At 36.6% G+C, this 25,144-nt stretch carries 26 protein-coding genes and 2 pseudogenes; 23 read left to right on the forward strand and 5 right to left on the reverse strand.

The window, feature by feature from the left end; all coding sequences use genetic code 11:
* Positions 1-49: 49 nt before the first annotated feature.
* The 9 genes and pseudogenes from ACFPA1_RS02710 to cysK all read left to right on the forward strand — a co-directional run bounded on the left by ACFPA1_RS02710 (position 50) and on the right by cysK (position 7,077).
* A complete protein-coding gene (locus tag ACFPA1_RS02710; protein ID WP_378581138.1) occupies positions 50-1,996 on the forward strand; it encodes a CoA-disulfide reductase in 1,947 nt (648 codons plus the stop codon).
* 142 nt (positions 1,997-2,138) lie between these two features.
* Positions 2,139-2,519 (forward strand): hypothetical protein, encoded by a 381-nt coding sequence (locus tag ACFPA1_RS02715; protein WP_213140709.1) that lies wholly within the window; start codon positions 2,139-2,141, stop codon positions 2,517-2,519.
* A 13-nt stretch (positions 2,520-2,532) separates the two neighbouring features.
* Complete coding sequence (locus ACFPA1_RS02720) at positions 2,533-2,796, forward strand: metal-sensitive transcriptional regulator (protein ID WP_213140708.1); 264 nt, start codon at positions 2,533-2,535, stop codon at positions 2,794-2,796.
* Positions 2,797-3,030: 234 nt separating this feature from the next.
* A pseudogene (locus ACFPA1_RS02725) lies at positions 3,031-3,237 on the forward strand (sulfurtransferase TusA family protein); the annotation flags it as partial.
* Positions 3,238-3,308: 71 nt separating this feature from the next.
* Positions 3,309-3,788, forward strand: a complete 480-nt coding sequence (locus ACFPA1_RS02730; protein ID WP_378581141.1) for a DsrE/DsrF/DrsH-like family protein — start codon at positions 3,309-3,311, stop codon at positions 3,786-3,788.
* A gap of 117 nt (positions 3,789-3,905) precedes the next feature.
* Positions 3,906-4,481, forward strand: a complete 576-nt coding sequence (locus ACFPA1_RS02735) for a sulfurtransferase TusA family protein (protein ID WP_213140705.1) — start codon at positions 3,906-3,908, stop codon at positions 4,479-4,481.
* A gap of 12 nt (positions 4,482-4,493) precedes the next feature.
* Positions 4,494-4,889: a DsrE/DsrF/DrsH-like family protein gene (locus ACFPA1_RS02740; protein ID WP_213140704.1), complete on the forward strand. Its 396-nt coding sequence runs from the start codon at positions 4,494-4,496 to the stop codon at positions 4,887-4,889.
* Positions 4,890-5,028: 139 nt separating this feature from the next.
* Positions 5,029-5,805, forward strand: coding sequence for a sulfite exporter TauE/SafE family protein (locus ACFPA1_RS02745; protein WP_213140703.1), 777 nt, complete (start codon positions 5,029-5,031; stop codon positions 5,803-5,805).
* A gap of 348 nt (positions 5,806-6,153) precedes the next feature.
* On the forward strand, positions 6,154-7,077 hold the full coding sequence (gene cysK, locus ACFPA1_RS02750; protein WP_213140702.1) for a cysteine synthase A: 924 nt from the start codon (positions 6,154-6,156) through the stop codon (positions 7,075-7,077).
* Positions 7,078-7,235: 158 nt separating this feature from the next.
* On the opposite strand, the pseudogene ACFPA1_RS02755 reads toward cysK, so the two are convergent.
* Positions 7,236-7,514: pseudogene (locus tag ACFPA1_RS02755) on the reverse strand (OsmC family protein); the annotation flags it as partial.
* A gap of 368 nt (positions 7,515-7,882) precedes the next feature.
* Here ACFPA1_RS02755 and ACFPA1_RS02760 point away from each other — a divergent pair.
* The 7 genes from ACFPA1_RS02760 (at position 7,883) to ACFPA1_RS02790 (ending at position 16,132) form a co-directional block, all read left to right on the forward strand.
* On the forward strand, positions 7,883-9,133 hold the full coding sequence (locus tag ACFPA1_RS02760; RefSeq protein WP_378581144.1) for an ATP-binding protein: 1,251 nt from the start codon (positions 7,883-7,885) through the stop codon (positions 9,131-9,133).
* 196 nt (positions 9,134-9,329) lie between these two features.
* Complete coding sequence (locus tag ACFPA1_RS02765) at positions 9,330-9,464, forward strand: BA3454 family stress response protein (protein ID WP_378581146.1); 135 nt, start codon at positions 9,330-9,332, stop codon at positions 9,462-9,464.
* Positions 9,465-9,539: 75 nt separating this feature from the next.
* On the forward strand, positions 9,540-11,048 hold the full coding sequence (gene zwf / locus ACFPA1_RS02770; RefSeq protein ID WP_378581851.1) for a glucose-6-phosphate dehydrogenase: 1,509 nt from the start codon (positions 9,540-9,542) through the stop codon (positions 11,046-11,048).
* A gap of 21 nt (positions 11,049-11,069) precedes the next feature.
* Positions 11,070-13,067: a transketolase gene (tkt, locus tag ACFPA1_RS02775; RefSeq protein ID WP_378581148.1), complete on the forward strand. Its 1,998-nt coding sequence runs from the start codon at positions 11,070-11,072 to the stop codon at positions 13,065-13,067.
* Between the two features lie 53 nt (positions 13,068-13,120).
* Positions 13,121-14,014, forward strand: coding sequence for a phosphogluconate dehydrogenase (NAD(+)-dependent, decarboxylating) (gene gnd, locus ACFPA1_RS02780; RefSeq protein ID WP_213140698.1), 894 nt, complete (start codon positions 13,121-13,123; stop codon positions 14,012-14,014).
* A 36-nt stretch (positions 14,015-14,050) separates the two neighbouring features.
* The gene (gene fsa / locus ACFPA1_RS02785) at positions 14,051-14,710 is read left to right on the forward strand and encodes a fructose-6-phosphate aldolase (protein WP_213140697.1); all 660 of its coding nucleotides are present in this window, start codon (positions 14,051-14,053) and stop codon (positions 14,708-14,710) included.
* An 84-nt stretch (positions 14,711-14,794) separates the two neighbouring features.
* Entirely contained in the window at positions 14,795-16,132 is a 1,338-nt protein-coding gene (locus ACFPA1_RS02790) for a glucose-6-phosphate isomerase (RefSeq protein ID WP_378581150.1), read from the forward strand.
* Positions 16,133-16,251: 119 nt separating this feature from the next.
* Here the strand turns inward: ACFPA1_RS02790 and ACFPA1_RS02795 are convergent, their stop codons facing one another.
* Positions 16,252-16,746, reverse strand: a complete 495-nt coding sequence (locus tag ACFPA1_RS02795; RefSeq protein ID WP_378581152.1) for a hypothetical protein — start codon at positions 16,744-16,746, stop codon at positions 16,252-16,254.
* Positions 16,747-17,018: 272 nt separating this feature from the next.
* Here ACFPA1_RS02795 and spxA point away from each other — a divergent pair, with 272 nt between their 5' ends.
* The 3 genes from spxA to wrbA all read left to right on the forward strand — a co-directional run bounded on the left by spxA (position 17,019) and on the right by wrbA (position 19,439).
* The gene (spxA, locus tag ACFPA1_RS02800; RefSeq protein ID WP_378581154.1) at positions 17,019-17,423 is read left to right on the forward strand and encodes a transcriptional regulator SpxA; all 405 of its coding nucleotides are present in this window, start codon (positions 17,019-17,021) and stop codon (positions 17,421-17,423) included.
* Positions 17,424-17,610: 187 nt separating this feature from the next.
* Positions 17,611-18,555, forward strand: a complete 945-nt coding sequence (locus ACFPA1_RS02805) for a ring-cleaving dioxygenase (protein WP_378581156.1) — start codon at positions 17,611-17,613, stop codon at positions 18,553-18,555.
* A gap of 218 nt (positions 18,556-18,773) precedes the next feature.
* Complete coding sequence (gene wrbA / locus ACFPA1_RS02810; RefSeq protein WP_213140691.1) at positions 18,774-19,439, forward strand: NAD(P)H:quinone oxidoreductase; 666 nt, start codon at positions 18,774-18,776, stop codon at positions 19,437-19,439.
* A gap of 135 nt (positions 19,440-19,574) precedes the next feature.
* Here wrbA and ACFPA1_RS02815 read toward each other — a convergent pair whose 3' ends face one another.
* Positions 19,575-19,886, reverse strand: a complete 312-nt coding sequence (locus ACFPA1_RS02815; RefSeq protein ID WP_378581158.1) for a winged helix-turn-helix transcriptional regulator — start codon at positions 19,884-19,886, stop codon at positions 19,575-19,577.
* Positions 19,887-20,270: 384 nt separating this feature from the next.
* On the opposite strand from ACFPA1_RS02815, the gene ACFPA1_RS02820 reads away from it, so the two are divergent.
* The 4 genes from ACFPA1_RS02820 to ACFPA1_RS02840 all read left to right on the forward strand — a co-directional run bounded on the left by ACFPA1_RS02820 (position 20,271) and on the right by ACFPA1_RS02840 (position 23,628).
* Positions 20,271-20,903, forward strand: a complete 633-nt coding sequence (locus ACFPA1_RS02820) for an MFS transporter (RefSeq protein WP_378581160.1) — start codon at positions 20,271-20,273, stop codon at positions 20,901-20,903.
* Between the two features lie 362 nt (positions 20,904-21,265).
* Positions 21,266-21,901, forward strand: a complete 636-nt coding sequence (gene cdaS, locus ACFPA1_RS02830; RefSeq protein WP_213140689.1) for a sporulation-specific diadenylate cyclase CdaS — start codon at positions 21,266-21,268, stop codon at positions 21,899-21,901.
* Between the two features lie 41 nt (positions 21,902-21,942).
* On the forward strand, positions 21,943-23,274 hold the full coding sequence (locus tag ACFPA1_RS02835; RefSeq protein ID WP_213140688.1) for a glycosyl hydrolase family 18 protein: 1,332 nt from the start codon (positions 21,943-21,945) through the stop codon (positions 23,272-23,274).
* A gap of 30 nt (positions 23,275-23,304) precedes the next feature.
* Positions 23,305-23,628, forward strand: a complete 324-nt coding sequence (locus ACFPA1_RS02840; RefSeq protein ID WP_213140687.1) for a 2Fe-2S iron-sulfur cluster-binding protein — start codon at positions 23,305-23,307, stop codon at positions 23,626-23,628.
* Positions 23,629-23,736: 108 nt separating this feature from the next.
* Here ACFPA1_RS02840 and ACFPA1_RS02845 read toward each other — a convergent pair whose 3' ends face one another.
* Positions 23,737-24,162 carry a threonine/serine exporter family protein gene (locus ACFPA1_RS02845; protein ID WP_213140686.1) on the reverse strand — a complete coding sequence of 142 codons (426 nt, stop codon included), beginning with the start codon at positions 24,160-24,162 and terminating at the stop codon, positions 23,737-23,739.
* Positions 24,163-24,180: 18 nt separating this feature from the next.
* On the reverse strand, positions 24,181-24,933 hold the full coding sequence (locus ACFPA1_RS02850) for a threonine/serine exporter family protein (protein WP_378581164.1): 753 nt from the start codon (positions 24,931-24,933) through the stop codon (positions 24,181-24,183).
* Positions 24,934-25,144 lie beyond the last annotated feature (211 nt).

Consider the following 25,144-nt stretch of genomic DNA (forward strand, 5'->3'; position numbering starts at 1 on the left):
TTATTTCTTAATTGTTAAGATTTATAAATATTACTTGGAGGGAACAAATATGACACAGAAAGTAATCATCGTAGGCGGAGTTGCTGGCGGCGCTACTGCAGCTGCCAGATTAAGAAGAGTAAGTGAAGACGTCGATATAATTCTTGTAGAGCGTGGGGAACATATTTCGTTTGCAAATTGTGGATTACCTTATTATATCGGTGAAACGATTAAAGACCGAAGCAAGCTATTAGTACAAACGGTAAAAGAAATGTCAGAGCGTTTCAAGCTTGATATTCGCAATTTAAGTGAAGTAATGAGCATTGATCCAGAAAATAAGAAAGTAACTATCAAGAATTTGCAAAATGGAGAAGTTTACCAGCAAACATACGATAAGTTATTATTATCACCTGGAGCAAGACCGATCGTTCCACCAATTCCGGGATTAAATGAAAATCAGACGTTATTTACCTTAAGAAATATACCGGATACTGATAAGATCAAAAACTACGTTGACTCCCAAAATCCTAAAAAAGCTGTTGTGGTTGGCGGCGGATTTATTGGAATTGAAATGGCAGAAAACCTGGTAGATAGAGGAATCGAAGTGACCATTATTGAAATGGCAAATCAAATTATGGCACCTATCGACTTTGAAATGGCCAGTATTTTACACACTCATTTAAAAGAAAAAGGCGTAAAGTTGATTTTAGAAAATGGTGTACAATCATTTGCTAATCAAGGGAAGAAGGTTATTCTTTCTGATGGAACAGAAATAGAAACCGATATGACGATCCTATCTATCGGAGTCAGACCAGAAAATGAATTAGCCAAGACTGCAGGGTTAGAACTGGGAGAGCGTGGAGGTATTATTACCAATGAATACCTTCAAACTTCTAATGAGGATATTTATGCCGTTGGCGATGCGGTGGAAGTTGTCGATTATATTAGCGGAACAAAGGCCATGATTCCGCTCGCAGGGCCAGCAAACCGTCAAGGCCGAATTGCAGCAAATAATATGATGGGGAAAAAAGAGAAGTATAAAGGAACAATGGGTACTTCGATTGCCAAAGTATTTGATCTAACAGTTGCAGCTACTGGAAATAATGAGAAAACATTAAAACGTTTAGGGGTATCATATGAAGTTGTTCATATCCACCCAAGTTCACACGCAGGATACTATCCGGGAGCAGCACCAATTGCTTTAAAATTAATCTTTGATAAAGAAAACGGGAAAATTTTCGGCGCCCAAGCAGTCGGTGCAGATGGTGTGGATAAGCGCATCGACGTGATTGCAACCGCCATTAAAGGTGGATTGACAATAGAAGATTTGACCAACCTTGAATTATCTTATGCTCCGCCATACTCATCTGCAAAAGACCCAGTTAATATGGCTGGTTATGTGGCTTCCAACATCATGGAAGGCGAGCTGGAAATGGTACAATGGCATGAAATTGACAAAATCGTGGCAGACGGAGGGTTATTAATCGACGTTCGTGAACCAATGGAGCGTGAGTTTGGTTTTATCGAAGGGTCCATCAATATTCCTTTAAATGATTTAAGGAATCGATTAGAAGAGCTTCCTAAAGATCAGACCATATATGTCAGTTGCCAGGTCGGTTTAAGAGGATATTTAGCGAGCAGAATTCTAAAAAACAACGGCTATCAGGTTAAAAATGTGGATGGTGGCTGGAAAACGTATTCCTCCGTATTTGGAAGCAATATAAACAAAAAGGTTGAAACCTCCACAAACGACCTTGGGGAAACAGTTGTAAACAATACAAATAACATAAAAGTGGATTCGGTTGTAGATGTAAGTGGCCTAACTTGTCCAATGCCAATCATCAAATTAAAAAAAGGTCTTGATTCATTGGAAAGCGGACAAGTATTGGAGTTGCATGTTACGGATAAGGGAGCTTTAAACGATCTGCCAGCTTGGTCAAAAAATGCAGGTCATACCATCCTAAGAACGGAAATCGATAAAAACATGATCAAGTTTTGGATTGAAAAAAGTAAATAGTAAATCATTCTTTAGACCGCCACGTTCATTGCGGTCTTTTTTTGCATACTGAAAAAAATTTTTAGATTCTATTGACATTAATACCTAACGGGGTATATTATAAACCTTGCCAATGAATTTGTTTCATTGAAGGAGGCTTTAAATGATAGTTTTAATTTTGTTAACAATAATTGTATCATTTATTTTATATAGAAGATATTTTCCGGTTCTTGGTGTTCATTTTATCAATTTGAAGGATCTTAAAGATGATAATATAATGATAATAGATATTAGAGACTATAATGAATGTAATAACGATCCTATCAAAGGTTCAATTAATATCCCGATTGCCTATCTAAACAGAAATATAAACGAAATACCTGATGGTGATTTATATATAATCGCATCGAGTTCACTTGAAAAAAATGTTGGCGTTCGTTTTTTTAGACATAAAGGTTTTAGGGTTGTCGGATATTCCATTTCTGACAATAACAAAATTTCAATAGAGGAAAAATCATTAAAGGTAGAAAATAATTGTTGTTAAAGGAGATAAGAACATGGACTATAATGATCAAATTAAAAATAGGGTAAAACGTATTGAAGGACAGTTAAGAGGAATTTTGAGAATGATGGAAGAAAACAAGGATTGTAAAGAGGTAATCACTCAGTTGTCTGCATCGAGAACGGCCATTGATCGGACAATTGGTGTTATTGTAAGTTCCAATTTAGTGGAATGTGTGCAAAAGGCGAATGACCAAGGAGAAAGAAGTATGGAAGAAATGGTAAAAGAAGCGGTCGATTTGCTTGTAAAAAGCCGTTAACCTAAGAGGAAAATACCATACCCAAAAAGATGTTAATAAATATCTTGGAGGGTATATTATTTTCTCAAGAGAAATACCCCTTTTGGTATATATATAAGGATAAATAATGGAGAAAATTCATTGTAAATAGATAATATAAAGGGTTGACACCTGCTTTACCTTTATCTAATATTATACCCATTGGGGTAATTGTTAAAACAAGAGGAGTGGATTTCATATGAATATAGATAAAGTGATGCAAAAGGATTAGCATGTCCAATGCCAATTGTAAAAACAAAGAAAGCTATGAATGAACTTGAATCTGGTCAAGTATTAGAAATTCATACAACTGATAAGGGCGCAAAAAATGACCTAGCAGCCTGGGCTAAATCGACTGGACATGAATTATTGAAACATGAGGAAGAAAATGAGGTATTAAAGTTTTGGATTAAAAAAGGATAATTTTTTTGATCTTCAAAATACCCGTACGCGTAATGGTTTAATTAAAAATTTTACAATCAGGAGGTTGCTACATGACGGAAATGAAAAAAACAACGATTGTCCTATTTAGTGGAGATTATGATAAAGCAATGGCGGCTTATATTATTGCAAATGGTGCAGCTGCTTATGATCACGAGGTCACCATTTTCCATACGTTTTGGGGACTAAATGCTCTTCGTAAAGATGAACAGATTCCATTGAAAAAAGGGTTCATGGAAAAAATGTTCGGAAAAATGATGCCTAGAGGAGCAGATAAAATGGGACTATCCAAAATGAACTTTGCTGGTTTCGGTCCTAAAATGATTAAAGATATCATGAAAAAGCACAATGCAATGCCGCTTTCTCAGTTAATTGAAATGGCCCAAGAGCAGGACGTTAAATTAGTGGCTTGTACCATGACAATGGATCTGTTAGGTCTTCAACAAGAGGAATTGTTGGATAACATTGAATATGCAGGTGTTGCTGCGTACCTAGCGGACGCTGAAGAAGGCAATGTGAACCTGTTTATTTAACGAAAGGGGAGGAATCTTCCCCTTTAATATGACAGGGAGAATGATGGCCTGGAAAGTTGAGAAATTTTTAAAATAATAGTAATACCTGTATTGGTATATAAATCAGGAGGTTTTAAGATGGAGAACATGAAAGCAAACATCATCTTGGACGCTAAAGGTTTGGCATGTCCCATGCCAATTGTTAAAACCAAGAAAGCAATGCAGGAATTAGAGGCAGGTCAAGTATTGGAAGTTCAGGCAACAGATAAAGGGTCCAAAGCAGATATTAAGGCATGGTCTGAAAGCACAGGGCATCAATATTTAGGCACATTGGAAGAAGGAGAAGTATTAAAACATTATCTTAGAAAGTCATCTGGTGATGAAATAATAGAACATAAACATCCGCATGTGATTACCAATGATCAGCTAGAGGCAAAGCTTGAGAATGAAACCATCGTGGTACTAGATGTCAGAGAAACGGCAGAATATGCCTTTAACCATATTCCAAACGCTATCTCCATCCCTTTGGGTGAATTGGAAGAGAGATTAATAGATTTAAACAAAGAGGGTGAAATCTATATCGTCTGCAGAACAGGAAACCGCAGTGATATGGCAGCACAAAAGTTGGCGGAAAAGGGATTTGTAAAAGTTTTTAATGTGGTTCCAGGAATGAGCCAATGGAATGGAAAAACTACTGGTTTAATCAAAAATTAGGAGGAATTAACAATGAATAAAAAAGTAGCAATTATTGCAAGTAATGGCGGTTTATTTGATGCCTATAAAGTGTTTAATATCGCAACGGCAGCCGCTGCAACCGATCAAGAAGTAGCTATTTTCTTTACATTCGAAGGATTAAATTTAATCCATAAGGAAGCAAATAAACAACTTCCAATGCCGGAAGGAAAGGAACATTTTGCTGAAGGTTTTGCAAAGGCGAATGTTCCAACCATTCCTGAATTGGCTGCTATGGCGCAAGAAATGGGTGTTAAATTCATTGGCTGCCAAATGACGATGGATGTGATGGGTTTAGCGACAGAAGATTTTGTTGATGGAATTGAGGTAGGCGGGGCAGTAACGTTTTTAGAGTTTGCTAAAGACGCGGATGTCACTCTAACATTCTAATATTTTTATTTGAAAATATACAGGTTCAAGAACTGGAAATCGGCATGAAGAAGAGAACGGTGTATTAAAGTTTTGGATTATAAAGGGTTAAAAATAAGAGGAACCAGTTTTGGTTCCTTTTTTTAAAGAGGAGGTCAACATGAGTATAAGTTTTATAATTACGATACTCCTAATTGGATTTGTAGGATCATTTATTTCTGGAATGTTAGGAATAGGCGGTGCCATCATCAACTTTCCTATGTTGTTATATATTCCTGTCATGTTAGGAGTAGGTCATTTTACAGCACATGAAGTTTCAGGAATTACCGCAATCCAAGTGTTCTTCGCGACCATCGGCGGGGTCTTAGCTTACCGTAAAAGTGGATTTCTGAATAAAACTTTGATTGCCTACATGGGTATTAGTATATTAATTGGAAGTTTTATTGGAGGATTCGGCTCTACACATATGCCTGAAAGCGGAATTAATATCGTTTATGGGGTTTTAGCACTAATTGCCGTAATTATGATGTTTGTCCCGAAAAAAGGGATTGATAATATTCCTTTGGAACAAGTTAAATTTAACAAATGGCTGGCAGCACTATTTGCCTTTATCGTAGGGATTGGGGCAGGTATTGTAGGGGCAGGAGGAGCCTTTCTGTTAGTTCCGATTATGCTTGTGGTGCTAAAGATTCCTACAAGAATGACTATTGCCTCTTCTTTAGCGATTACGCTCATTTCATCGATTGGAGCCGTTTCGGGAAAAATCTCTACGGGGCAAGTGGAAATCCTCCCTTCACTCATCATGGTACTTGCCAGCTTAATTGCTTCACCATTAGGAGCGAATGCTGGTAAAAAGATCAATACGAAAGTTCTGCAAATCATTATGGGAATCTTAATATTCGCTACGGCAGTGAAGACATGGATGAATATTTTATAAGCTGAGGTCCTATTAAAATATTAAATAAACGATAAAGAGGGGAAGGAGGCTAGGAATTGAGATATAAATCAGATGATTCTACTGGGTTAATAAAGCATCCCAAATGGATACAGAATTATGTTGATTCGACTGAAAAGTAACAAAATTTATATAGACGGACGTTAATCATCTTATCCAATTTAAAAAGGGCTAAAAGCCCTTTTTTTATTTAAGTGGCTGGTAAAAATATTTTAAAGAGTCAAAATAAGAATCCATCTCAAACTTATTTAAGAGATATGTAATTTGAGTTCTGGAGAATTAAAGCATATAATTCCAATAGAAATAAACTGAATGAAATGGAGTATTGATATGAAATTATACAATTCTATTTTAGAACTGATTGGTCATACCCCGATTGTAAAGTTAAATCATTTACCCGACCAGGAAGGCGCTTCTGTTTATGTTAAATTGGAATCCTTTAACCCAGGAGGAAGTGTAAAAGACCGTGCTGCTTTTAACATGATTATGCAAGCAGAAAAAGATGGGAAAATTACTCCTGGCAAAACCGTCATCATTGAGCCGACCTCTGGTAATACGGGAATCGGTTTAGCCATGGTGTGTGCCGCAAGGAAGTATCGTTGTATTATTACAATGCCAAGTAATGCCACAGAAGAGAGAATTAAAATTTTAAAAGCATATGGTGCAGAAGTGCATTTAACTCCTTCGGAAAAAGGCATGCGTGGAGCGATTGAAGAGGCTTATCAAATTGCAGAAAATATTCCTGACCACTTTATTCCGATGCAATTTGAAAACCCTGCCAATTCAGATGCTCATCGTGATACTACAGCGATTGAAATTTATGAATCATTTCAAGGGAATTTAGATGCCTTTGTTTGTACGGCTGGAACAGGCGGAACCGTTACTGGCACTGGTGAAGTGTTAAAAGAAAAAATACAAAATATAAAGATTTATGTCGTTGAACCTGCCGGGTCTCCTGTTTTATCGGGGGGTTGTCCAGGGCCGCATAAAATCCCAGGTACAGGTCCTGGATTCATTCCTAAAATTCTAAATCAATCCATTTATGATAAGATTTTATTAATTGATGATAAAGACGCCCAGAACATTGCACGCCGTGTAGCTGCCGAAGAAGGAATTTTAGTCGGAGCCTCCGGGGCAGCATCCATTTACTACGCTTTAGAAATTGCCAAAAATCTTCCTTCTCACGCGAATGTTTTAGCACTGGCACCCGACACTGGTGAACGCTATTTATCATCTGATTTATTTCCAATTTAAATAAATAAGTATATGTTAATGAAGCTCCTGAATCCATGATTCAAGAGCTTTTTTTGTCCCGTTTTTTGGTAATTAATTAATTTTTACTGCTTTTTAATTCATAAGGTACATCAGCAGGGGCGTCTCCTAACGGAAATATCTTCTTCCACGTTTTTTTGTTACCCTCTGTTACAGATGGTTTCCATACATTTAAGAACCAAATTTATTGTGAAAATAATCTCAATAGAATGAATAACTGACTGGATCATTCCGCAATTATTGACAACTAAATTTGCAATCTTCTCTGCCTGTTGCGAACTAAAAGGTTCATCAGCTTGCACGTTGGCAGTAAAAGTAAGCTTCTCAATTCGATTGGCATGCGCTGGATTTCGAACAGCATTTACCTCCATTTCAATCATCTGAAATGAGATCCGCTTTTTTGTTAAAATATTTCGTAATAGCGTTCCACTGCACCCAACTAAGGAAGAAACAAATAATTCAAATGGCCTATAACCGTTTTTTCATTTGGGGAAATGTGTAGTTCACCAAATCCTAATTCACCGCTGACTTTTTCATTATCAATTGTAAATTTAATAGTACCTATCAAATGGGTCTTAAATGAAGCAGCTACGGCAGACCTTTTTGTTCATTTTTAAATTTATGGAGGATTCATCAAAAGCATGGCTTCATTATAAGCCGTGCTTTTTTACAGTCTGAAAAATGACATTATTTTGAAAAAACTATGTAGACAAATTATAGTAAATTTAAAGTATAATATGTAATATTACTACTAGAATTTTTGGACGGTCTGTGAAAGGTAACGAAGATGAGTATAATAAAGGATTTTTTACTGCAGCTAACACTTACGGTTATTCCCATATTTATTTACTCCACCTTTATTATGGAGAAGGTGAAGAGTGAAAAAAATAGACACGTCACGATGACCATTCTGTGGGGAATGTCAATATTACTATGCATGTCCTTTCCCGTGAATTTTGGTCAAAATGCCAGGTTAGAGTTAAGAATTATCCCTCTTTTATTAGGAAGCCTATACGGAGGATTTTGGCCAAGTATTTTCCTCTCTGGCCTAATCATACTGTATCGGCTTAATTCCGGCATCAGCATAGGTTTCTATAATACCGTTCTTGTCTTATTGTTAACACTTCCTATTATCTTGTTTTTTCAAAAGTCTTTCAAAAATACGAAAAAAGATAAAAGGGTTAAAATTGCAGTGGGCCTAGCCTTTTACTACTGTTTAATTGGCCTTACTGTTTTTGGGATGTTAAGAGGTTTTACATTTGAACATCTAAAAGTACAGATGATTCATTTGGTTTTTGCAGTCGTATTTACCTGGTCCTTCACTTTGTTAATTGAAAAAATCAGGGAGCTCCACCAGTTGCGGCTAGAGATGCAAGACTCAGAGAAATTGCGAGTAATCAGTGAGTTAACAAGTGTTTTCGCTCATGAAATTAGAAATCCGATGCAGGTGACTCGTGGTTTCCTGCAGCTTTTGGACGAGCCCGATTTGGCTCAAAAGAAGAAGGAATACATTCAACTATCCATTGAAGAGTTAGATCGAGCCAATGAAATTATTAATGATTTCTTATCTTTTGGAAAACCATCCAACCATAACGAAGTAAGAGTCGATGTAGGGAACCAATTACATCGTGTGGTTAATCTCATTCACAGTTACGCCCTTGGCCATAATGTTGTGATAAAAACGGACATTTTTGAAAACGGTTGGGTTTATGCTAATCCTCAAAAATTAGACCAGTCCATGATTAATATTTTGAAAAACGCAATCGAGTCGATGCCGAACGGTGGAATGGTGTGGATTTCGTGTGCTTCAAATGAAGATGGCTATATAAAAATTAGTATTAAGGATCAAGGAATCGGGATGAGCCAAGAGCAAATCGACCGCCTTGGATCTCCGTATTATTCCTTAAAGGAAAGCGGAACTGGACTCGGAATGATGGTAAGCTATCAAATTATCCGTTCGTTTAAAGGTAAGGTCCAAGTGAAAAGCGAAAAAGGAGTGGGGACCGAATTTATTGTTCTTTTGCCTCAGATAACCTAAGTGCTTGTTACATAGACTGCCAAAACCTATTGTCGTAATGACCATAGGTTTTTTATTTTGAAAAAATAAATATCTCAAATTCAAGATACTTAACTTGACGATAATTTAATCAAAATGTATCATGATTACATAAAGTAACTAAGGTTATTAATAGTTACCTAATAAATAAGGATAACCTAAAATAGGGGTGACAATAATGATAGAAGTAACTGTAAAGCTAAGTTACAAAGGGAAAAATTACTTAACCAATGTAATTGTTAAAAGGGACACATCTGAAAAACAGATTTTGCATATCGCACAAGAGCAAATTAAGAAACAATGGTTGAATTGATAAAGTGATCTTCTGAACTTTACTTTATATTAGGGTAATGTTTTTCAAATACAAGGAGGAATTAAATTGGAATCAATGACCTTTGTCTTATTTGGGGCAACAGGGGATTTAGCGAAGCGAAAAATTTTCCCCGCCCTTTATAATTTGTATTTAGATCAAAAATTACCACAACCAATATCTATTATTGGACTTGGAAGAGGTACCCTCACTCATAATGATTTTCAAGAAAAAGTAAAAGAATCTATATTAACCTTTTCACGCCGTTTGGAACATGACGCTGGCGAAATGGGAGATTTTCTAGAGGCTTTTCGATATAACACTTTAGACGTTAACAATACAGAAGATTATCAAAAATTACTTCAGTTGGTTAAGCAAAGAGAAGCGGAATTGCAAATAAAAGAAAATCGAATGTTCTATCTTTCTGTTGCACCAAAATTTTTTGACATTATTGCTTTGAATATCAGAGATAGTGGCTTAGGAGCAACGAATGGTTGGAAACGTTTGATGATTGAAAAACCATTTGGGCGTGATCTTCAAACTGCCCGTCAACTAAATAAAAAATTAAGTTCTGCATTTGAAGAAGAAGAGATATTCCGAATTGACCACTACTTGGGTAAGCCAATGGTTCAGAATTTAGAGGCATTAGAATTTGCAAATCCAGTCTTACAATCAATATGGAATAGAGAACATATCGCAAACGTTCAAATTACTGCGAGTGAAACGGTAGGGGTTGAGACAAGAGCAGGATATTACGATCAAGCAGGAGCCATACGGGATATGGTTCAAAACCACATGCTGCAAATGCTAATGATGACGGCCATGAATCTCCCCAAAAAAATCAATGCTTCTGAAATCAGGAATGAAAAAAGGAAGGTAATGGAAGCTCTCAGGCCAGTAACAAAAGAAGATGTTCAAACCCAAATCGTTCGTGGTCAGTACCTTTCTGGTGAGATTAATGGTCAAAAAGTTCCAGGGTATAAGGATGAACCTGGAGTGGACCCTTCTTCCAACACTGATACATTTGTAGCTGCTCGAATTTGGATCGATAATCCGTTTTGGTCTGGTGTTCCTTTTTATATTCGAACAGGAAAGAGAATGAAGGAAAAATCTACTCGTATCGTAATCGAATTTAAAAATTCATTAGATTTACACTATATAAACGATAACCAAAAAGTCGAACCTAATTTATTAATCATCGAAATTAGCCCAGGCGAAAATGTCTCACTACAATTAAACAGTAAAAATCCGATGAATAATGGAAAAATCGAACCTGTCAGAATTAATTTTTCTTGTGAGGATTCATCACGCAATGGCTTAGGAGTACCTGAGGCTTATGAAAGGCTGATTTATGATTCTTTAATCGGAAATTCCACCTTCTTTGCCCATTGGAAAGAAGTAGAATTGTCGTGGGAATGGGTTCAACCAATTCTTGATGCATTCGAGGAAAATCTACTCCCACTACATGAATATTCATCAGGTACTTATGGTCCGGATGCTGCAAATACCCTCTTGTTAGAAAATGGGTTTAAATGGTGGCTAGATGAAAAAGTTGAAGAAAATAAAGAGAAAGTACTTCAGAAATAAGTATCCAGGAGGTTTATTAAAATGACACAAAACATCGAGAACTTAGCAGTTACTACCATTAGAACATTATCTATCGATGCTATTAACGCTGCAAATTCTGGTCATCCCGGTCTACCAATGGGGGCGGCGCCAATGACGTATGCATTATGGGCGAAGCATCTTCATCATAACCCTGAAAACCCGAAATGGTTCAACCGAGACCGATTTGTTTTATCTGCGGGACATGGATCCAGTTTGCTGTATAGCATGCTTCATTTAGCTGGCTATAATGTTACCATTGATGATTTGAAAAACTTTAGAAAGTTAAATAGCAGAACGCCGGGGCATCCTGAATTCGGTCATACTGCTGGTGTAGAAGCGACTACAGGACCATTAGGTCAAGGTATTGCGAACGCTGTTGGGATGGCGATGGCGGAAGCACATTTAGCAGCGAAGTTTAATAAAGAAGGGCATCCGATTATTGATCATTACACCTATGCGTTAGTCGGAGATGGCGACCTAATGGAAGGTATTTCCTATGAAGCTATGTCAATGGCGGGTCACATGAAACTTGGGAAGTTGGTCGTGCTATACGATTCAAATGATATTTCACTGGATGGTGAATTAAACGCTTCGTTCTCTGAAAACATTGAGAAAAGAGCAGAATCAGCCAACTGGCATTATCTCAGAGTGGATGATGGAAATGATATTAAAGCTATTTCGAATGCGATTGAAGCAGCGAAACATCATATAGATCAGCCAAGTTTGATTGAAATCAGAACGATAATTGGCTATGGCAGTCCAAAGGTAGCTGGTACCAATAAAGCACACGGTGCACCACTTGGAGCGGAAGAAGGAAAAGCAACAAAACAAGCCTATAACTGGCTCTATGAAGAAGATTTCTATGTTCCAGAGGAAGTAAAAGAGCACTTTGCGCAATTAAAGCGTAAAGGGATTGATGCTGAACAAACTTGGATTCAGCAATTCGATGCATATAAGCAAGCCTACCCTGAGCTAGCTGATCAATTAACCAAAGCTATTGATGGAAAAGTTCTCATCGATACAAAAGATTTATTAACATTTGAATCTGGGAAAAGTATTTCCACAAGGGTTGCCAGCGGCGAAGCCATTAACCATTATGTGAAATCTGTTCCAGCCATATTTGGTGGAAGTGCAGACCTTTCCCATTCCACCATGACTGAAATCAAAGGTGAACAAATGTACGCAGTTGAATCGTATGGTGCACGTAATGTTTACTTTGGAGTCCGTGAACATGCAATGGGTGCAGCAGCGAATGGGATGGCTTATCACGGCGGAGTGAAACCTTTTGTAAGTACATTCTTTGTATTTAATGATTATCTTCGTCCGTCTATCCGTTTGGCTGCACTATCAAAGCTTCCAGTGATTTATGTATTTACGCATGATTCGATTGCAGTAGGTGAGGATGGCCCTACACATGAACCGGTTGAACATCTGGCAGCGCTTCGTTCCATACCAGGGTTAACGGTTATTCGACCAACAGATGCAAACGAAACAGCTAGTGCATGGGAATATGCTCTTCAGCAAACAGAAGGACCTGTTGCATTAATCCTAAGCCGACAAAATTTACCGGTGTTTAATGAAACAAAAGCAAATCTAGAGAAGCTTTCTAGGGGAGCTTATGTATTAGAAGAAACAAATGCCACACCAGATGTTATTTTAATTGCTACCGGTTCCGAAGTATCCTTGGCCGTAAACGCAAAAACAGAACTTGAAAAGGATAATATCTCTGTGCGGGTTGTTGCAATGCCAAGCTGGGAATTGTTTAGTCACCAATCAAAGGAATATAAAGAAAAGGTCCTCCCTTCTTCAAATTCTAAACGAATTGCCATTGAAATGGGGATTTCCCTTGGGTGGGAGAGGTTTGTGGGCTTTGAAGGAAAAATTCTTTCCATAGAGACATTTGGTGCTTCAGGTGATGGAACAGCTGTTATGAAGCAATTTGGATTTAGTCCTGAAAATGTTGTAAGTATTGCGAAAAGTATCTTAAAACATTCTTAAGTGGACCATTAAAGAAATGGAAAAATTATTATCCAACATTGGAGGAGAACATAATGAAGGTAGGACTTATTGGTTTAGGAAAAATGGGACTTAACTTAGGGCAAAATTTAATGGATCACCATCACGAAGTGGTAGCATTTGATGTTAATCCAAGTGCAGTAGAAAATATGAAGAAATATGGAGCAACTGGTGTATCAAGTTATAAAGAACTCATCCGGACCTTGGAACATCCAAGAATTGTCTGGATAATGGTTCCTCACGCAGTGGTTGATATAGTTATTGGTGAGATCTTACCCTATTTGGAAAAAGGCGATATTGTCGTTGAAGCCGGTAATTCTCACTATAAAGAATCGATTCAACGCTACAATGAATTAAAGGAAATAGGCGTAAGATATATGGATGCCGGTACTTCTGGCGGTATGGAAGGGGCCCGAAATGGAGCTTGTTATATGATAGGAGGCGACCCAGATGCTTGGGAGATAGTGGAACCCCTTTTCAAGGATACAGCAGTGGAAAATGGCTTCTTATATGCCGGAAAAGCTGGCAGCGGTCACTTCTTAAAAATGGTTCATAATGGTATCGAGTATGCGATGATGGCTGCAATAGGCGAAGGCTTTGAAGTGCTGGAGAAAAGCGATTTCGATTTCGATTATGAAAAGGTCGCCAGAGTTTGGAATAATGGTTCTGTTATTCGTTCATGGTTAATGGAATTGACTGAGAATGCCTTTTCAAAAGATGCAAAATTAGATGAAATTAAAGGGATCATGCATTCCTCAGGTGAGGGAAAATGGACTGTGGAAACAGCTTTAGATTTACAAACGGCTACTCCAGTTATTGCAATGTCTTTATTAATGCGTTACCGTTCTTTAGATAATGATACATTTACAGGTAAAGTTGTAGCCGCATTAAGAAATGAATTTGGCGGACACGCTGTCGTAAAGAATTAAAATAACCGAATTTTTAACAATAGGAGGAAAACAAAAATGAAATTTTTTATTGATACTGCAAACTTAGATGAGATTAAAAAAGCGTATAAAATTGGAGTTCTTTCAGGTGTTACAACCAACCCTTCATTGGTAGCAAAAGAAGGAGTTAAATTTGAAGACCGAATTGCTGAAATCCTAAATGCCGTTCCAGAAGTGGAGTCCGTTTCAGCCGAGGTAACACCTAATGCTTTAACTGCTGACCAAATGATTGCAGAAGCAGACGAGCTTATTAAAATTAACGGCGGCGATAAGAATATCACCATCAAGCTTCCAATGACCCTTGATGGACTAGAGGCTTGCCGCTATTTAACTAAAAAAGGTGTTAAAACCAACGTTACCTTGATTTTTAGTGTGAACCAGGCATTGTTGGCTGCACGTGCAGGTGCTACTTATGTTTCACCATTCTTAGGACGTTTAGATGATATTAATGAAGATGGTGTACAACTTGTCGCAAAAATCGCAGAGATGTTCCGGATTCAAAATCTAGATGCGCAAATTATTGCTGCATCCGTGCGTCATCCAGACCATGTTACCCGTGTAGCGATGGCAGGAGCGCATATTGCAACGATTCCATTCAAGGTCATTGAGCAATTGTCTAAACATCCGTTGACCGATCAAGGACTTGAAAAATTTGCTGCTGACTGGAAGACTGTATAAAAAGATTTAAAAGCTAAGGGCGTTAGTCAAAGGAGAATTAGCGCCCTTACATAACAAAATAAAACCGGTGAGGGGAACAAGTGTATGTCAATAACTTTTGATTATTCAAATGCATTATCTTTCATGCAGCAGCATGAAGTGGACTATTTAAGTGAATTTGTAAAAACTGCACATGAGATGCTCCATGAAAAAAAAGGACCAGGATCTGATTATCTTGGATGGGTAGATTTACCCCATAACTATGATAAAGAAGAATTTGCGCGTATCAAAGTAGCGGCAGAAAGAATCCGCAGTGATTCTGATGCTTTAATTGTCATCGGAATCGGAGGCTCTTATCTTGGTGCAAGAGCTGCCATTGAAGCATTGTCTCATACGTTTCATAATCAAATGGATGGTACTACTGAGATTTATTTTGCAGGACAAAATATCAGTGCTACTTATCTGACCCACTTATTTGATGTGCTTAAGGACAAGGATATTTCTGTTAATGTGATTTCAAAATCAGGTACAACAACAGAGCCTGCTATTGCGTTTCGTATTTTCCGAGAATATTTGGAGAAAAAGTATGGAAAAGAAGAAGCAAAAAAACGTATTTATGCAACAACCGATCGTGCTAAAGGCGCATTAAAAACACTTGCTGATGAAGAAGGATATGAAACCTTTGTCATTCCTGATGATGTTGGCGGCAGATACTCTGTGTTAACAGCCGTAGGTCTATTGCCAATTGCAACTGCTGGCTTAGATATTGATATAATGATGGCAGGGGCTGCAGCTGCTGCGGATAAGTATAATAACCCAAACTTGGCAGAAAACCAAAGTTATCAGTATGCGGCCGTCAGAAATGCTCTTTACCGAAAAGGAAAATCAATTGAACTTTTGGTGAACTTCGAACCTGCCCTTCATTATGTTTCTGAATGGTGGAAACAGCTATTTGGAGAGAGTGAAGGAAAGGACCAAAAAGGTCTTTATCCTGCTTCTGTTGATTTCACCACTGATCTTCACTCCATGGGACAATATGTCCAAGAAGGACGCCGTGACCTTATTGAAACCGTGGTATCTGTAAAAGAACCTAAAGTTGACATTACTTTAGGGATGGAAGAGGCAGATCTTGATGGATTAAATTATTTAGCTGGGAAGACAATGGACTATGTAAATAAGAATGCTGCACAGGGTACGGTTCTAGCTCATGTGGACGGAGGAGTTCCTAACCTATCTGTAGAGCTGGATCAATTAAATGAATATACCTTCGGTGAAATGGTTTATTTCTTTGAGAAAGCATGTGGAATCAGCGGCTTGTTAATGGGAGTAAATCCTTTTGACCAGCCAGGTGTAGAGGCATACAAGAAGAACATGTTCGCGCTTCTAGGAAAACCAGGATATGAAGCGGAAAGAGAACAATTACAAAAACGCATTACTAAATAATAGTAAATGAAAGCAACCTTGTCTTAATTAAGGTTGCTTTTTCGTGAAGTATGAAACATTACAAATACACAAAGGAGAAAAGCCAATTATGATGGAGGCTTTTCTCCTTTGTGAAATAATTAGGCGATATTTTCCATTCTAATTGTGAATTGAATATTTTCCTCAGTTACATTTAATAATCCTTCTAGTACAGCTAGTTTAACTTTTAATTCCTTGATTTCCAAGCTGCTAACTACATTTGTTTTTCTTAGGTTACCTATTATATCTGCTACCACTTGTTTAAAAATTTGTGAATCAATTAATAAATATTGAATTAATTCCATTGCTGCTTCTTTTTCTTGTTGATTTTTGATGGCAAAGATACTTTGAATATCGGGTTCTAGAACGAAAAGAGATTGTAAATCCTCCGAAATTCTTATACGAGCATAACTTTTTTTATTTCCATAATACTTATTATCCCTAATCCGCATTAGATCAAGGCCAATCATAAATTCATAAAAAGGTGTGTTCTTATCGAGAGAACGAAACCCGTTAATTTCAATGTTTGATTTTTCATCTATAAAAATTTCTTTTTCAAATCTCGTTTGAATTACTTTTGATTCTAACATATTCATATTTTACTACCTCACTTCTAATTTTTATATAAAAAGTAACATGTTTACTTTAAGTAACCTAAGTACATTATAGTAAACAAAGGGGAATAAATCAATATAAGTTGCATGAGATTTTATTAGGAGTGTCAATTAATAATTTTTTATAATAATAGTGTTGACAAATAGGGAAGAAGAAATATAATAAAAATATCCTTAATTAAAGATAATTAAATTCGAGATAATTGAGAATCAATAAATAATTGATTTAACTTGATAAGGAGAGAGTGTTTAAAATGGTAACTTTATTTCTAACACCAAGTTGTACCTCATGTCGAAAAGCAAGAGCTTGGTTTGAGGATCATCAAATTCCATTTAAGGAAAGAAACATTTCTTCTGAAAAGCTTACGATAGAAGAGATTAAGAACATCCTTCAGTTTACAGAGGAAGGAACAGACGAAATTATCTCGACAAATTCAAAAGCGTTCCAGAAACTGAATGTAAATATGGATTCTTTATCACTTCGAGAATTATTTAATATTATTAAAGAAAATCCTGGGTTATTAAGAAGACCATTAATCCTAGATGAAAAAAAATTACAAGTGGGATTTAATGAAGAAGAAATACGGAGTTTCTTGCCGCGTAATATGAGAGTATTCCTGCTAGATGAAATTGATAGCTTTTTAGAAGAAGTTCAATAATGCCGATTTTCAATTAGATAATTTTTTTATTTTTTAATATCTCGAATTAGAGAATCTTGGATTAAAAGGTCTATAATTTCATTAAATAATAAACACAATAATTTTAAAAGGAGTGTTTCTCTTTTCCATTGAAAGTCCGAAATAAATCTTCAAAAAAATCCTATGGTGAGATGAGGAGATTCTTACAATGCCAAAAACGTCAGGTATCCACCATATTTCTGCGATGGTAAATGATGCCCAAAGGAATATCGACTTTTATGCAGGTGTACTGGGATTAAGGCTGATTAAGAAAACAATCAACTTTGATCGTCCAGAGGTGTATCACCTTTACTTTGGAAATGAAACGGGCAACCCGGGAACAGTCATTACCTTTTTCCCCTGGGAAAAACAGCTAAAAGGGCGAATTGGAACCGGACAGGTAGGAGTAACGAGTTACATCATCCCAAAGGGCTCGCTTCCATTTTGGAAAAAGCGATTTGAAAAATTCAATATTGAATCTACTTCTTCCATTCGCTTCGGAGAAAAGTATATCCGATTTAACGACCCAGACGGTTTGCTGCTTGAACTTGTCGAAAGTGATGAGGGACCAACTAACCAGTGGAGCTTTGGTGGGGTTCAAGCGGATAATGCCATTAAAGGGTTTAGCGGAGCTATCCTTAACTCTGCTCAACCGCATAAAACAACAGATGTACTAGAAAATGTGATGGGATTAGAATGTATCGGACAAGATGGAGATTATCTAAGATTTAAGGCTGAAGGACATCTTGGAAATACGATTGATATTCAGCTTACCCCATCTGTCCGAGGATTAATGGGGGCAGGCACGGTTCACCATATTGCCTGGAGAGCAAAGAATGAAGAAGATCATCGCAGATGGAAGTCGCTTCTTGAGGAAAATGGTTATCATCCGACAGAAATTCTCGATCGGAATTACTTTAAGGCAATTTATTTTCATGAACAGGGAGGAATACTCTTCGAAATAGCAACTGACCCGCCCGGTTTTTCAGTCGATGAACCAGTTGCGAAACTCGGCCAGAAACTTATGCTGCCATCTTGGCTAGAGTCAAAAAGGGAAGAATTAGAAGAAACCTTACCGCCTGTAGAGGTTCGAGTTCTGGAGGGAGATAATTAATGAAACATATATTTAATAAGGGGCAAGATCATTTTATTATTACTAAATAAGATAACAAACCGGAGGATTTACGAAAATGGTATATCTTATCATTAATGGAAGCAAGCTATTCGCAATAAGCCACTTGATATTTAACAAGGATTCAAAAGAGACTACAAATGCTTTCTAAAATTTAGAATGTAAAATTAAAAAAAAGAAATAATAGGAGGTGTATCAATATGGGCTTTCTATCCAAATTATTTGGAAATTCATCAGAAAAGGAGAATGAAAAAATGACAAATGTTAAACTAGCAGTTATTTATTACAGCATGGGCGGAACAAACTACCAGTTAGCAAGATGGGCAGAAGAAGGTGCTAAAGAGGCAGGTGCTGAGGTAAAAGTATTAAAAGTACCTGAACTTGCTCCACAATCAGCTATCGAAGGGAATCCGGTTTGGAAAGCTACAGTTGAAAAAACAAAAGATGTACCAGAGGTTAAATTAGACGACTTAGAATGGGCAGATGCAATTATATTCAGCGTACCAACTAGATTTGGTAATATGCCATCACAAATGAAACAATTCCTAGATACTACAGGTGGACTTTGGTTTAATGGAAAACTTGTAAATAAAGTTGTAAGCGCAATGTCATCAGCACAAAATGCTCACGGCGGTCAAGAGGCAACTATTTTATCACTATATACAACGATGTATCACTGGGGTGCAATTGTGGCTGCTCCTGGTTATACTGATCCAGTTACATTTGGAGCTGGTGGAAACCCATATGGAACAAGTGTTACTGTTGGTCAAGATGGAAAAATGATTGAAGATGTTCAAGCAGCAGTAAAACATCAAGCAAAGCGTACTGTTACAGTGGCAGAATGGGTAAAAAAAGCAAATCAATAAACGGAATAAATATAAAATTAAGAGAGCTATTCAAAGAGAGAGAGGATTGGCTCTCTTTTTTGATATAACAATAAAAAACACACTGTGAACTTGCAGTGTGTTTTTTCTTAAAATTAAAATGGAAGTATTTTTATTTTATAACCATTTGTCTGCCCATTCTTCTAAAGCTTTGAGCGATCGTCCAAGCTCTGTACCTTTTTTTGTTAGCGAATATTCAGTCCGTACAGGACGGTCTGCAATAACATTTCTTAACACAATCCCATTGTCCTCAAGCTCTTTCATCCGTTCATTTAATACTCTTTTACTTAAATCTGGTATAAAGGCATGGATTTCACTAAATCTTTTCGGTTCCGCCATTAGTGTATGGACAATTAATCCCATCCATTTCTTTCCCATAATATGATAGCACTCTTCAACTTTGCTGCATAATTTATCTTCTGTATCCATATATAAACACCCCTAATGGTTCCTAGGTTATTTTTAATAACTTATAATTTAATAATAACAGAGTCAGTTAATAAAATAAAGTAACTGCTGGATTTTAATTACCAAAACAAAGGTTTTGTCCTGGTTCATTCACAAAATTGACACATATAAATTGATAATTTAGTTACAAATAGTTATTATGTTTACACAAAGTAACCAAAACATAGAACCTTTATTCGAATAGTGAATCATGAAAAAGTCATTTAGATACCAGGAAAAATTAAAATGGTATGAGGTTAAATTGATAGGGGGGATCATTCAGGAAATAGAAATTATTTTTTTGTATTTCATCTCGGAACTGAGATTATTAAATTGAAGATAAAAATTCGAACATCACTAATATTCATGATGAGTACGATGCTGATTGGTGCAGTTAACGTATATTTGTTTAAAGAATACTTCCATAATACAGCAGCATTAAGTATTATCGGGATTATTCAAACAGTCACTGTATTTATTGCTATTCCTTTAGTAAAACCGTTAGTGAACAAATTTGGTAAAAAGGAGACTACAGCAATAGGAATGTTAATAGCAGGTTCGGTATATATGCTTTTATACCTCCTGCCAAATTTATCAACAACTCAATTCATTGCCATTTCAGCTGTAGGAATGTTTGGATATGCCTTCTTTAATACCATGATATGGGCTTTTGTTACGGATGTAATCGATTACCATGAATTTCTGACTGGATTAAGAGAAGATGGTACAGTATATTCTTTCTATTCTTTTGCCCGCAAAGTTGGTCAAGCCATTGCTGGAGGTATCGGCGGCTTTGTCATTACAGCCATTGGCTATGATGCAGCACGTGCAGTGCAAACCCAAGGTACGCTGAAAGGACTTTATCAACTAGCTACCATCGTACCTGCAGTTATCTATTTATTGATTTTCTTTATATTAGTCTTTCTATATCCATTAACGAAGCAACGCATGAAACAGCTATCGATTGACTTAGCTGAACAAAGGAAGACTAGAAAGTGATAGAATTACTGTTTTTTCTTTCCTTCTCATATAAATGAAACAACTAACAAATACTACCTTATAGCAAAATAATAAGGGGTAATTCAAGATGGTTAAAACAATTGCATCGCTTCTGTTAATATGAATTTTGGTTTTTTTTCAATCTATCCAAACATATGCTCAAGTCATTTATGAAACAAAATATGGAGATACCTTAACCAATATAGCAATTCAATACAAAACTAAACCAGAAGCTATTGCTAAATTAAATGGCTTAAAAAAAGATGCGCATCTTGTTGTAGGACAAGCCTTATTAATTTCAGGTTCTTCCTGCATTTGCTCCCATAAACGAAATACGGTATATGGATATGGAGTGATCATTCATGGACAGCAATAATTGTGACTTCTCACCTATGAAACAACATTTAGAAGATGGAATTCAACATCTAATTCTTATGCTCCAATCTAACTTGAATGTACTTGGTAATGAAAATTATTGTTTGTTGGGAAGTCTCGAAGATGTTAAAGAACATCTAATGGAAATTGAATCAATGGCTGCTTCTTTTTATTTGAATTGCTATTTATCATCTTTTACGGACACTTATAAAGATTTATCCACCTCTGTTCAGCACCTTTCGAAACATAGGCATGGTGCACTGATCGTTGTGGAACGTCGTGATTTGGTTGAACCTAATATTCAAATAGGAACAGCAATTGGAGCATTAGTAACGCCTAAATTAATAGAATCCATTTTTTATCCGGGCAACCCTTTGCATGATGGGGCTGTTTTAATTCGGGGAAACCAACTTATTTCGGCAGGAAATGTTCTTCCTTTAACCACAACTATAATAGAAGAAAAAAAACTAGGGACACGGCACCGAGCAGCTCTTGGAATTTCAGAACAATGCGATGCGCTTGCATTGGTTGTTTCAGAAGAAACAGGTAGAATTTCATTTGCCTTAAACGGAAAATTGTATCCAATTAATACCACTAAGCCCATCAATTTGAAGGGTAATTAGGTTTAAACATTTGAGATAAATTTATTCCAGGAGGCTTCCTAATGACTAAAAAAATATTATTTTTCCTTTTAACAGTTTTCATGGTTTTAATGACTCCCATTTATACTTATGCCCAAGTAATCCATGAAGTGAAATCTGGTGACAGCCTGTCCAAAATTTCGAGAAAATACCAAATCAACAAAGACGATCTTGCTAAGCTAAATGGTTTAGCAAAGAATACTCAACTTGTGCTTGGACAGTCTTTATTAATACCTGGTGAGACATATGTCGTTCAACCCGGTGAAAGTGTATGGGAAATTGCTAATCGACACGCTATTAGTGAGGAAACATTAATGCGGCAAAATGGTTTAAAAAGCCGTGTAATTATTCCAGGTCAGAAATTGAGTATTCCTCGTCCGCCAAAAATGAATATTTGGACAGGCACCTATTTTGTTCCAAAAGATAAGAATTCTAATGCTTGGATGTTGGAAAATTATAAAAGTACACTTACTAGTATCTTCGTGTTTGAGTATAGGTCCGATGAACAAGGAAACATCATTGAAACACCCGAAAACCAGGCTCATAAGATTGCATGGAATAAGAACCTCCCTCCGTTTGCAACACTTACAAATTTAAGTGAAAAGGGGTTTGATCCGAACCTAACTCATAAGTTAATAAGCACGCCGTGGTTAAGACAGAAATTTGTCAAAAATATTTACTCGCTTTTAGATAGCCATGATTACAAAGGAGTCGTAATTGACTTTGAACAGGTTAAGACAAAAGATCGGGCAAACCTTAACCAGTTTATTCAGGAATTAGCTGCCAAGCTACATCCGGCAGGAATGGAAGTTATGATGGCGGTACCACCAAAAGAAGGGGATCAGAACCCATCTTATTCTTCTGCCTATGATTACCGAATACTAGGGAAATACTTAGATAGAATGTTTTTGATGACGTATGATTGGCATTGGCCAGGAGGTCCTTCAGGTCCGATTGCTCCAATAGACAAAGTAAAATTAACCCTTGATTATGCCGTATCTGTTGTTGATAAATCCAAGTTGATGCTTGGAATTCCTCAATATGCCTATGATTGGGTTATCGGAACGAATAAGCGATCAGGTTCTGCTTATTCCACCCAACATGCCATTGATTTATATACTGGATACCAAAGTCAAGTTCATTACGATGAAAATGCTGCTGCCCCCTGGTTCCGTTATGTTGATAAAAAAGGAAATCTACATGAAGTATGGTTTGAGGACCCAAGAAGCCTGCTTGTTAAATTCCGTCTTGTTCGTCAATATGGATTAGCTGGAATGGGCTGCTGGCATTTAGGTCTAACCATGCCTCAAACAGAAAAAATGCTGCTTGAGGAATTTAATGTGCATAAACATTAATTACAAATTTATAGATATGGAGGTACAAAAATGCCCAAAATCACTGTTTTGGGACATGGAACTTTTGATATTGAACGTGGTAAAAAATTGGTATTAGCATTAGAAGACAACGGTGTAAAAATACTGCACAAATGTGGTGGGAGGGCAAAATGTACAACCTGCAGAGTAGAAATTTTGGGCGGTGAATATTGCGATTTAACAAATGTTGAGAAAGTTGCATTTTATGAGAAGGGAATTTTTGATGATCATTTGCGCCTGTCCTGTCAAATCCGTGTGGAAGGAGATTTAGAGGTGCGACCAGTAATGACCGTTGAAAATTCGGGGATGGATGAAGGTCCAAGGCCTGAAGATTAAAAAATATAAAAACTAAAGTTACCATCATACAGCAAAAAGCTAATCGATAATTCGGTTAGCTTTTACCATTATGAACTCAAATTTTTATACATGGCAACTGATATGATATTAGACCTTTCTAAATTTTAAGATTTGGGTGAGAGCTTCGGATAACACGAGACCGAAAGCAATTGCACCAGAAGTCATTAATGCTTTCGCGGCAAACTGAATAGCTAAGTTATAATGATTTTCAACAAAATTTCTTGTTGCATCATATGCTAAACCTCCAGGAACTAAAGGAATAATACCTGAAATGGTAAATATTATTATGGGGGTTTTATAAATCTTTGCAAATATTTGACTAATTACAGCAATAAAAAATGTTGCGGTTAAAGTGGCGAGGATTGTATTAATATTATTGTTTACCATTAATACAAGTAACAGTCTACCTATCATACCAACCAAGCAACATTGGAATAAAGAATTTAGTGGAACATTAAAAATTACAGCAAATGCTCCTGATACAATAAAGTTTGTTAAAACTTGTAAAATCATACATTTATTCCTTTCACATTAAAAAAGTGCAAAGACGATTGCTATGCCTGAAGAAATTGCAAATGCTGTTAAGGATGCTTCGGCACCTTTTGATAAGCCGGAAACGAGGTGTCCTGCCATTAAATCCCTTACCGCATTGGTAATTAGAAGACCTGGGACTAGAGGCATCACGGAAGAAATAATAATATTAGATAGATCATGTCCTGCACCAACTTTTATAAAAAGATATGACATTAGTCCAATTACAAGAGAGGCTAAAAATTCTGCGAAGAACTTTATATTAACCAAACGATCAAGAAATATTTGGCAAGTAAAACCTGCCCCTCCTATAATGAATGATGGTAAAAAGTCATTCCATCCTCCATTAAACATAATTAAGGAAAAGCCGCTTGCTATAGAAGCTGCAGCAATGTTTATATACATGGGATATTGAGGATATCCCTCTTCAATTGATTTTAAAATTTTATAGGCTTCTTCTGCTGACATATCTCCACTACTAATACTCCTAGAAATATTGTTTACTTTGATAACTTTGTTTAAATTCGTTGTGCGTTTAGTTATTCTTAGTAATTTTGTTTTCTCAGCACTATGTAAAGAAAATATAATTCCTGTAGGTGTTACATAGCTTTGGGGATCATTGCTGCCGAAGGATCTAGCTATCCGCATCATGGTATCTTCTACACGATAGGTCTCAGCCCCACTTTGCAACATAATTTTTCCAGCTAGTAAACATACTTCTGTGATATCATTTATCACTTGCCTATTTCTCATCGTTCATCTCTCCAAGTGTAAGTAGATGTACTTAAGGTATCCAATACGCAAGTGATATGTTCAATGCTAATGAAGGTAAATAATTGAAAAAAAGAAATTTTGTTCAGTAATATGCCAAGCACTAGAAGCGTGGTCCACGTGTTTCTAAATATGTATTCTTTAATTAGGATATCAATTTAGAGTGAAGGAAATAATAGGTAGGGAAAAATGA

The sequence above is a fragment of the Neobacillus sp. GCM10023253 genome (assembly GCF_042653105.1).
GTDB classification, from domain to species: domain Bacteria; phylum Bacillota; class Bacilli; order Bacillales; family Cytobacillaceae; genus Neobacillus; species Neobacillus citreus.

Excerpts from the sequence above, each read along its gene's own strand:
- ACFPA1_RS02710 (WP_378581138.1), top strand. The coding sequence starts at position 50 with ATGACACAGAAAGTAATCATCGTAGGCGGAGTTGCTGGCGGCGCTACT.
- ACFPA1_RS02715 (WP_213140709.1), top strand. The coding sequence starts at position 2,139 with ATGATAGTTTTAATTTTGTTAACAATAATTGTATCATTTATTTTATAT.
- ACFPA1_RS02720 (WP_213140708.1), top strand. The coding sequence starts at position 2,533 with ATGGACTATAATGATCAAATTAAAAATAGGGTAAAACGTATTGAAGGA.
- ACFPA1_RS02730 (WP_378581141.1), top strand. The coding sequence starts at position 3,309 with ATGACGGAAATGAAAAAAACAACGATTGTCCTATTTAGTGGAGATTAT.
- ACFPA1_RS02735 (WP_213140705.1), top strand. The coding sequence starts at position 3,906 with ATGGAGAACATGAAAGCAAACATCATCTTGGACGCTAAAGGTTTGGCA.
- ACFPA1_RS02740 (WP_213140704.1), top strand. The coding sequence starts at position 4,494 with ATGAATAAAAAAGTAGCAATTATTGCAAGTAATGGCGGTTTATTTGAT.
- ACFPA1_RS02745 (WP_213140703.1), top strand. The coding sequence starts at position 5,029 with ATGAGTATAAGTTTTATAATTACGATACTCCTAATTGGATTTGTAGGA.
- cysK (WP_213140702.1), top strand. The coding sequence starts at position 6,154 with ATGAAATTATACAATTCTATTTTAGAACTGATTGGTCATACCCCGATT.
- ACFPA1_RS02760 (WP_378581144.1), top strand. The coding sequence starts at position 7,883 with ATGAGTATAATAAAGGATTTTTTACTGCAGCTAACACTTACGGTTATT.
- ACFPA1_RS02765 (WP_378581146.1), top strand. The coding sequence starts at position 9,330 with ATGATAGAAGTAACTGTAAAGCTAAGTTACAAAGGGAAAAATTACTTA.
- zwf (WP_378581851.1), top strand. The coding sequence starts at position 9,540 with ATGACCTTTGTCTTATTTGGGGCAACAGGGGATTTAGCGAAGCGAAAA.
- tkt (WP_378581148.1), top strand. The coding sequence starts at position 11,070 with ATGACACAAAACATCGAGAACTTAGCAGTTACTACCATTAGAACATTA.
- gnd (WP_213140698.1), top strand. The coding sequence starts at position 13,121 with ATGAAGGTAGGACTTATTGGTTTAGGAAAAATGGGACTTAACTTAGGG.
- fsa (WP_213140697.1), top strand. The coding sequence starts at position 14,051 with ATGAAATTTTTTATTGATACTGCAAACTTAGATGAGATTAAAAAAGCG.
- ACFPA1_RS02790 (WP_378581150.1), top strand. The coding sequence starts at position 14,795 with ATGTCAATAACTTTTGATTATTCAAATGCATTATCTTTCATGCAGCAG.
- ACFPA1_RS02795 (WP_378581152.1), bottom strand. The coding sequence starts at position 16,746 with ATGAATATGTTAGAATCAAAAGTAATTCAAACGAGATTTGAAAAAGAA.
- spxA (WP_378581154.1), top strand. The coding sequence starts at position 17,019 with ATGGTAACTTTATTTCTAACACCAAGTTGTACCTCATGTCGAAAAGCA.
- ACFPA1_RS02805 (WP_378581156.1), top strand. The coding sequence starts at position 17,611 with ATGCCAAAAACGTCAGGTATCCACCATATTTCTGCGATGGTAAATGAT.
- wrbA (WP_213140691.1), top strand. The coding sequence starts at position 18,774 with ATGGGCTTTCTATCCAAATTATTTGGAAATTCATCAGAAAAGGAGAAT.
- ACFPA1_RS02815 (WP_378581158.1), bottom strand. The coding sequence starts at position 19,886 with ATGGATACAGAAGATAAATTATGCAGCAAAGTTGAAGAGTGCTATCAT.
- ACFPA1_RS02820 (WP_378581160.1), top strand. The coding sequence starts at position 20,271 with ATGATGAGTACGATGCTGATTGGTGCAGTTAACGTATATTTGTTTAAA.
- cdaS (WP_213140689.1), top strand. The coding sequence starts at position 21,266 with ATGGACAGCAATAATTGTGACTTCTCACCTATGAAACAACATTTAGAA.
- ACFPA1_RS02835 (WP_213140688.1), top strand. The coding sequence starts at position 21,943 with ATGACTAAAAAAATATTATTTTTCCTTTTAACAGTTTTCATGGTTTTA.
- ACFPA1_RS02840 (WP_213140687.1), top strand. The coding sequence starts at position 23,305 with ATGCCCAAAATCACTGTTTTGGGACATGGAACTTTTGATATTGAACGT.
- ACFPA1_RS02845 (WP_213140686.1), bottom strand. The coding sequence starts at position 24,162 with ATGATTTTACAAGTTTTAACAAACTTTATTGTATCAGGAGCATTTGCT.
- ACFPA1_RS02850 (WP_378581164.1), bottom strand. The coding sequence starts at position 24,933 with ATGAGAAATAGGCAAGTGATAAATGATATCACAGAAGTATGTTTACTA.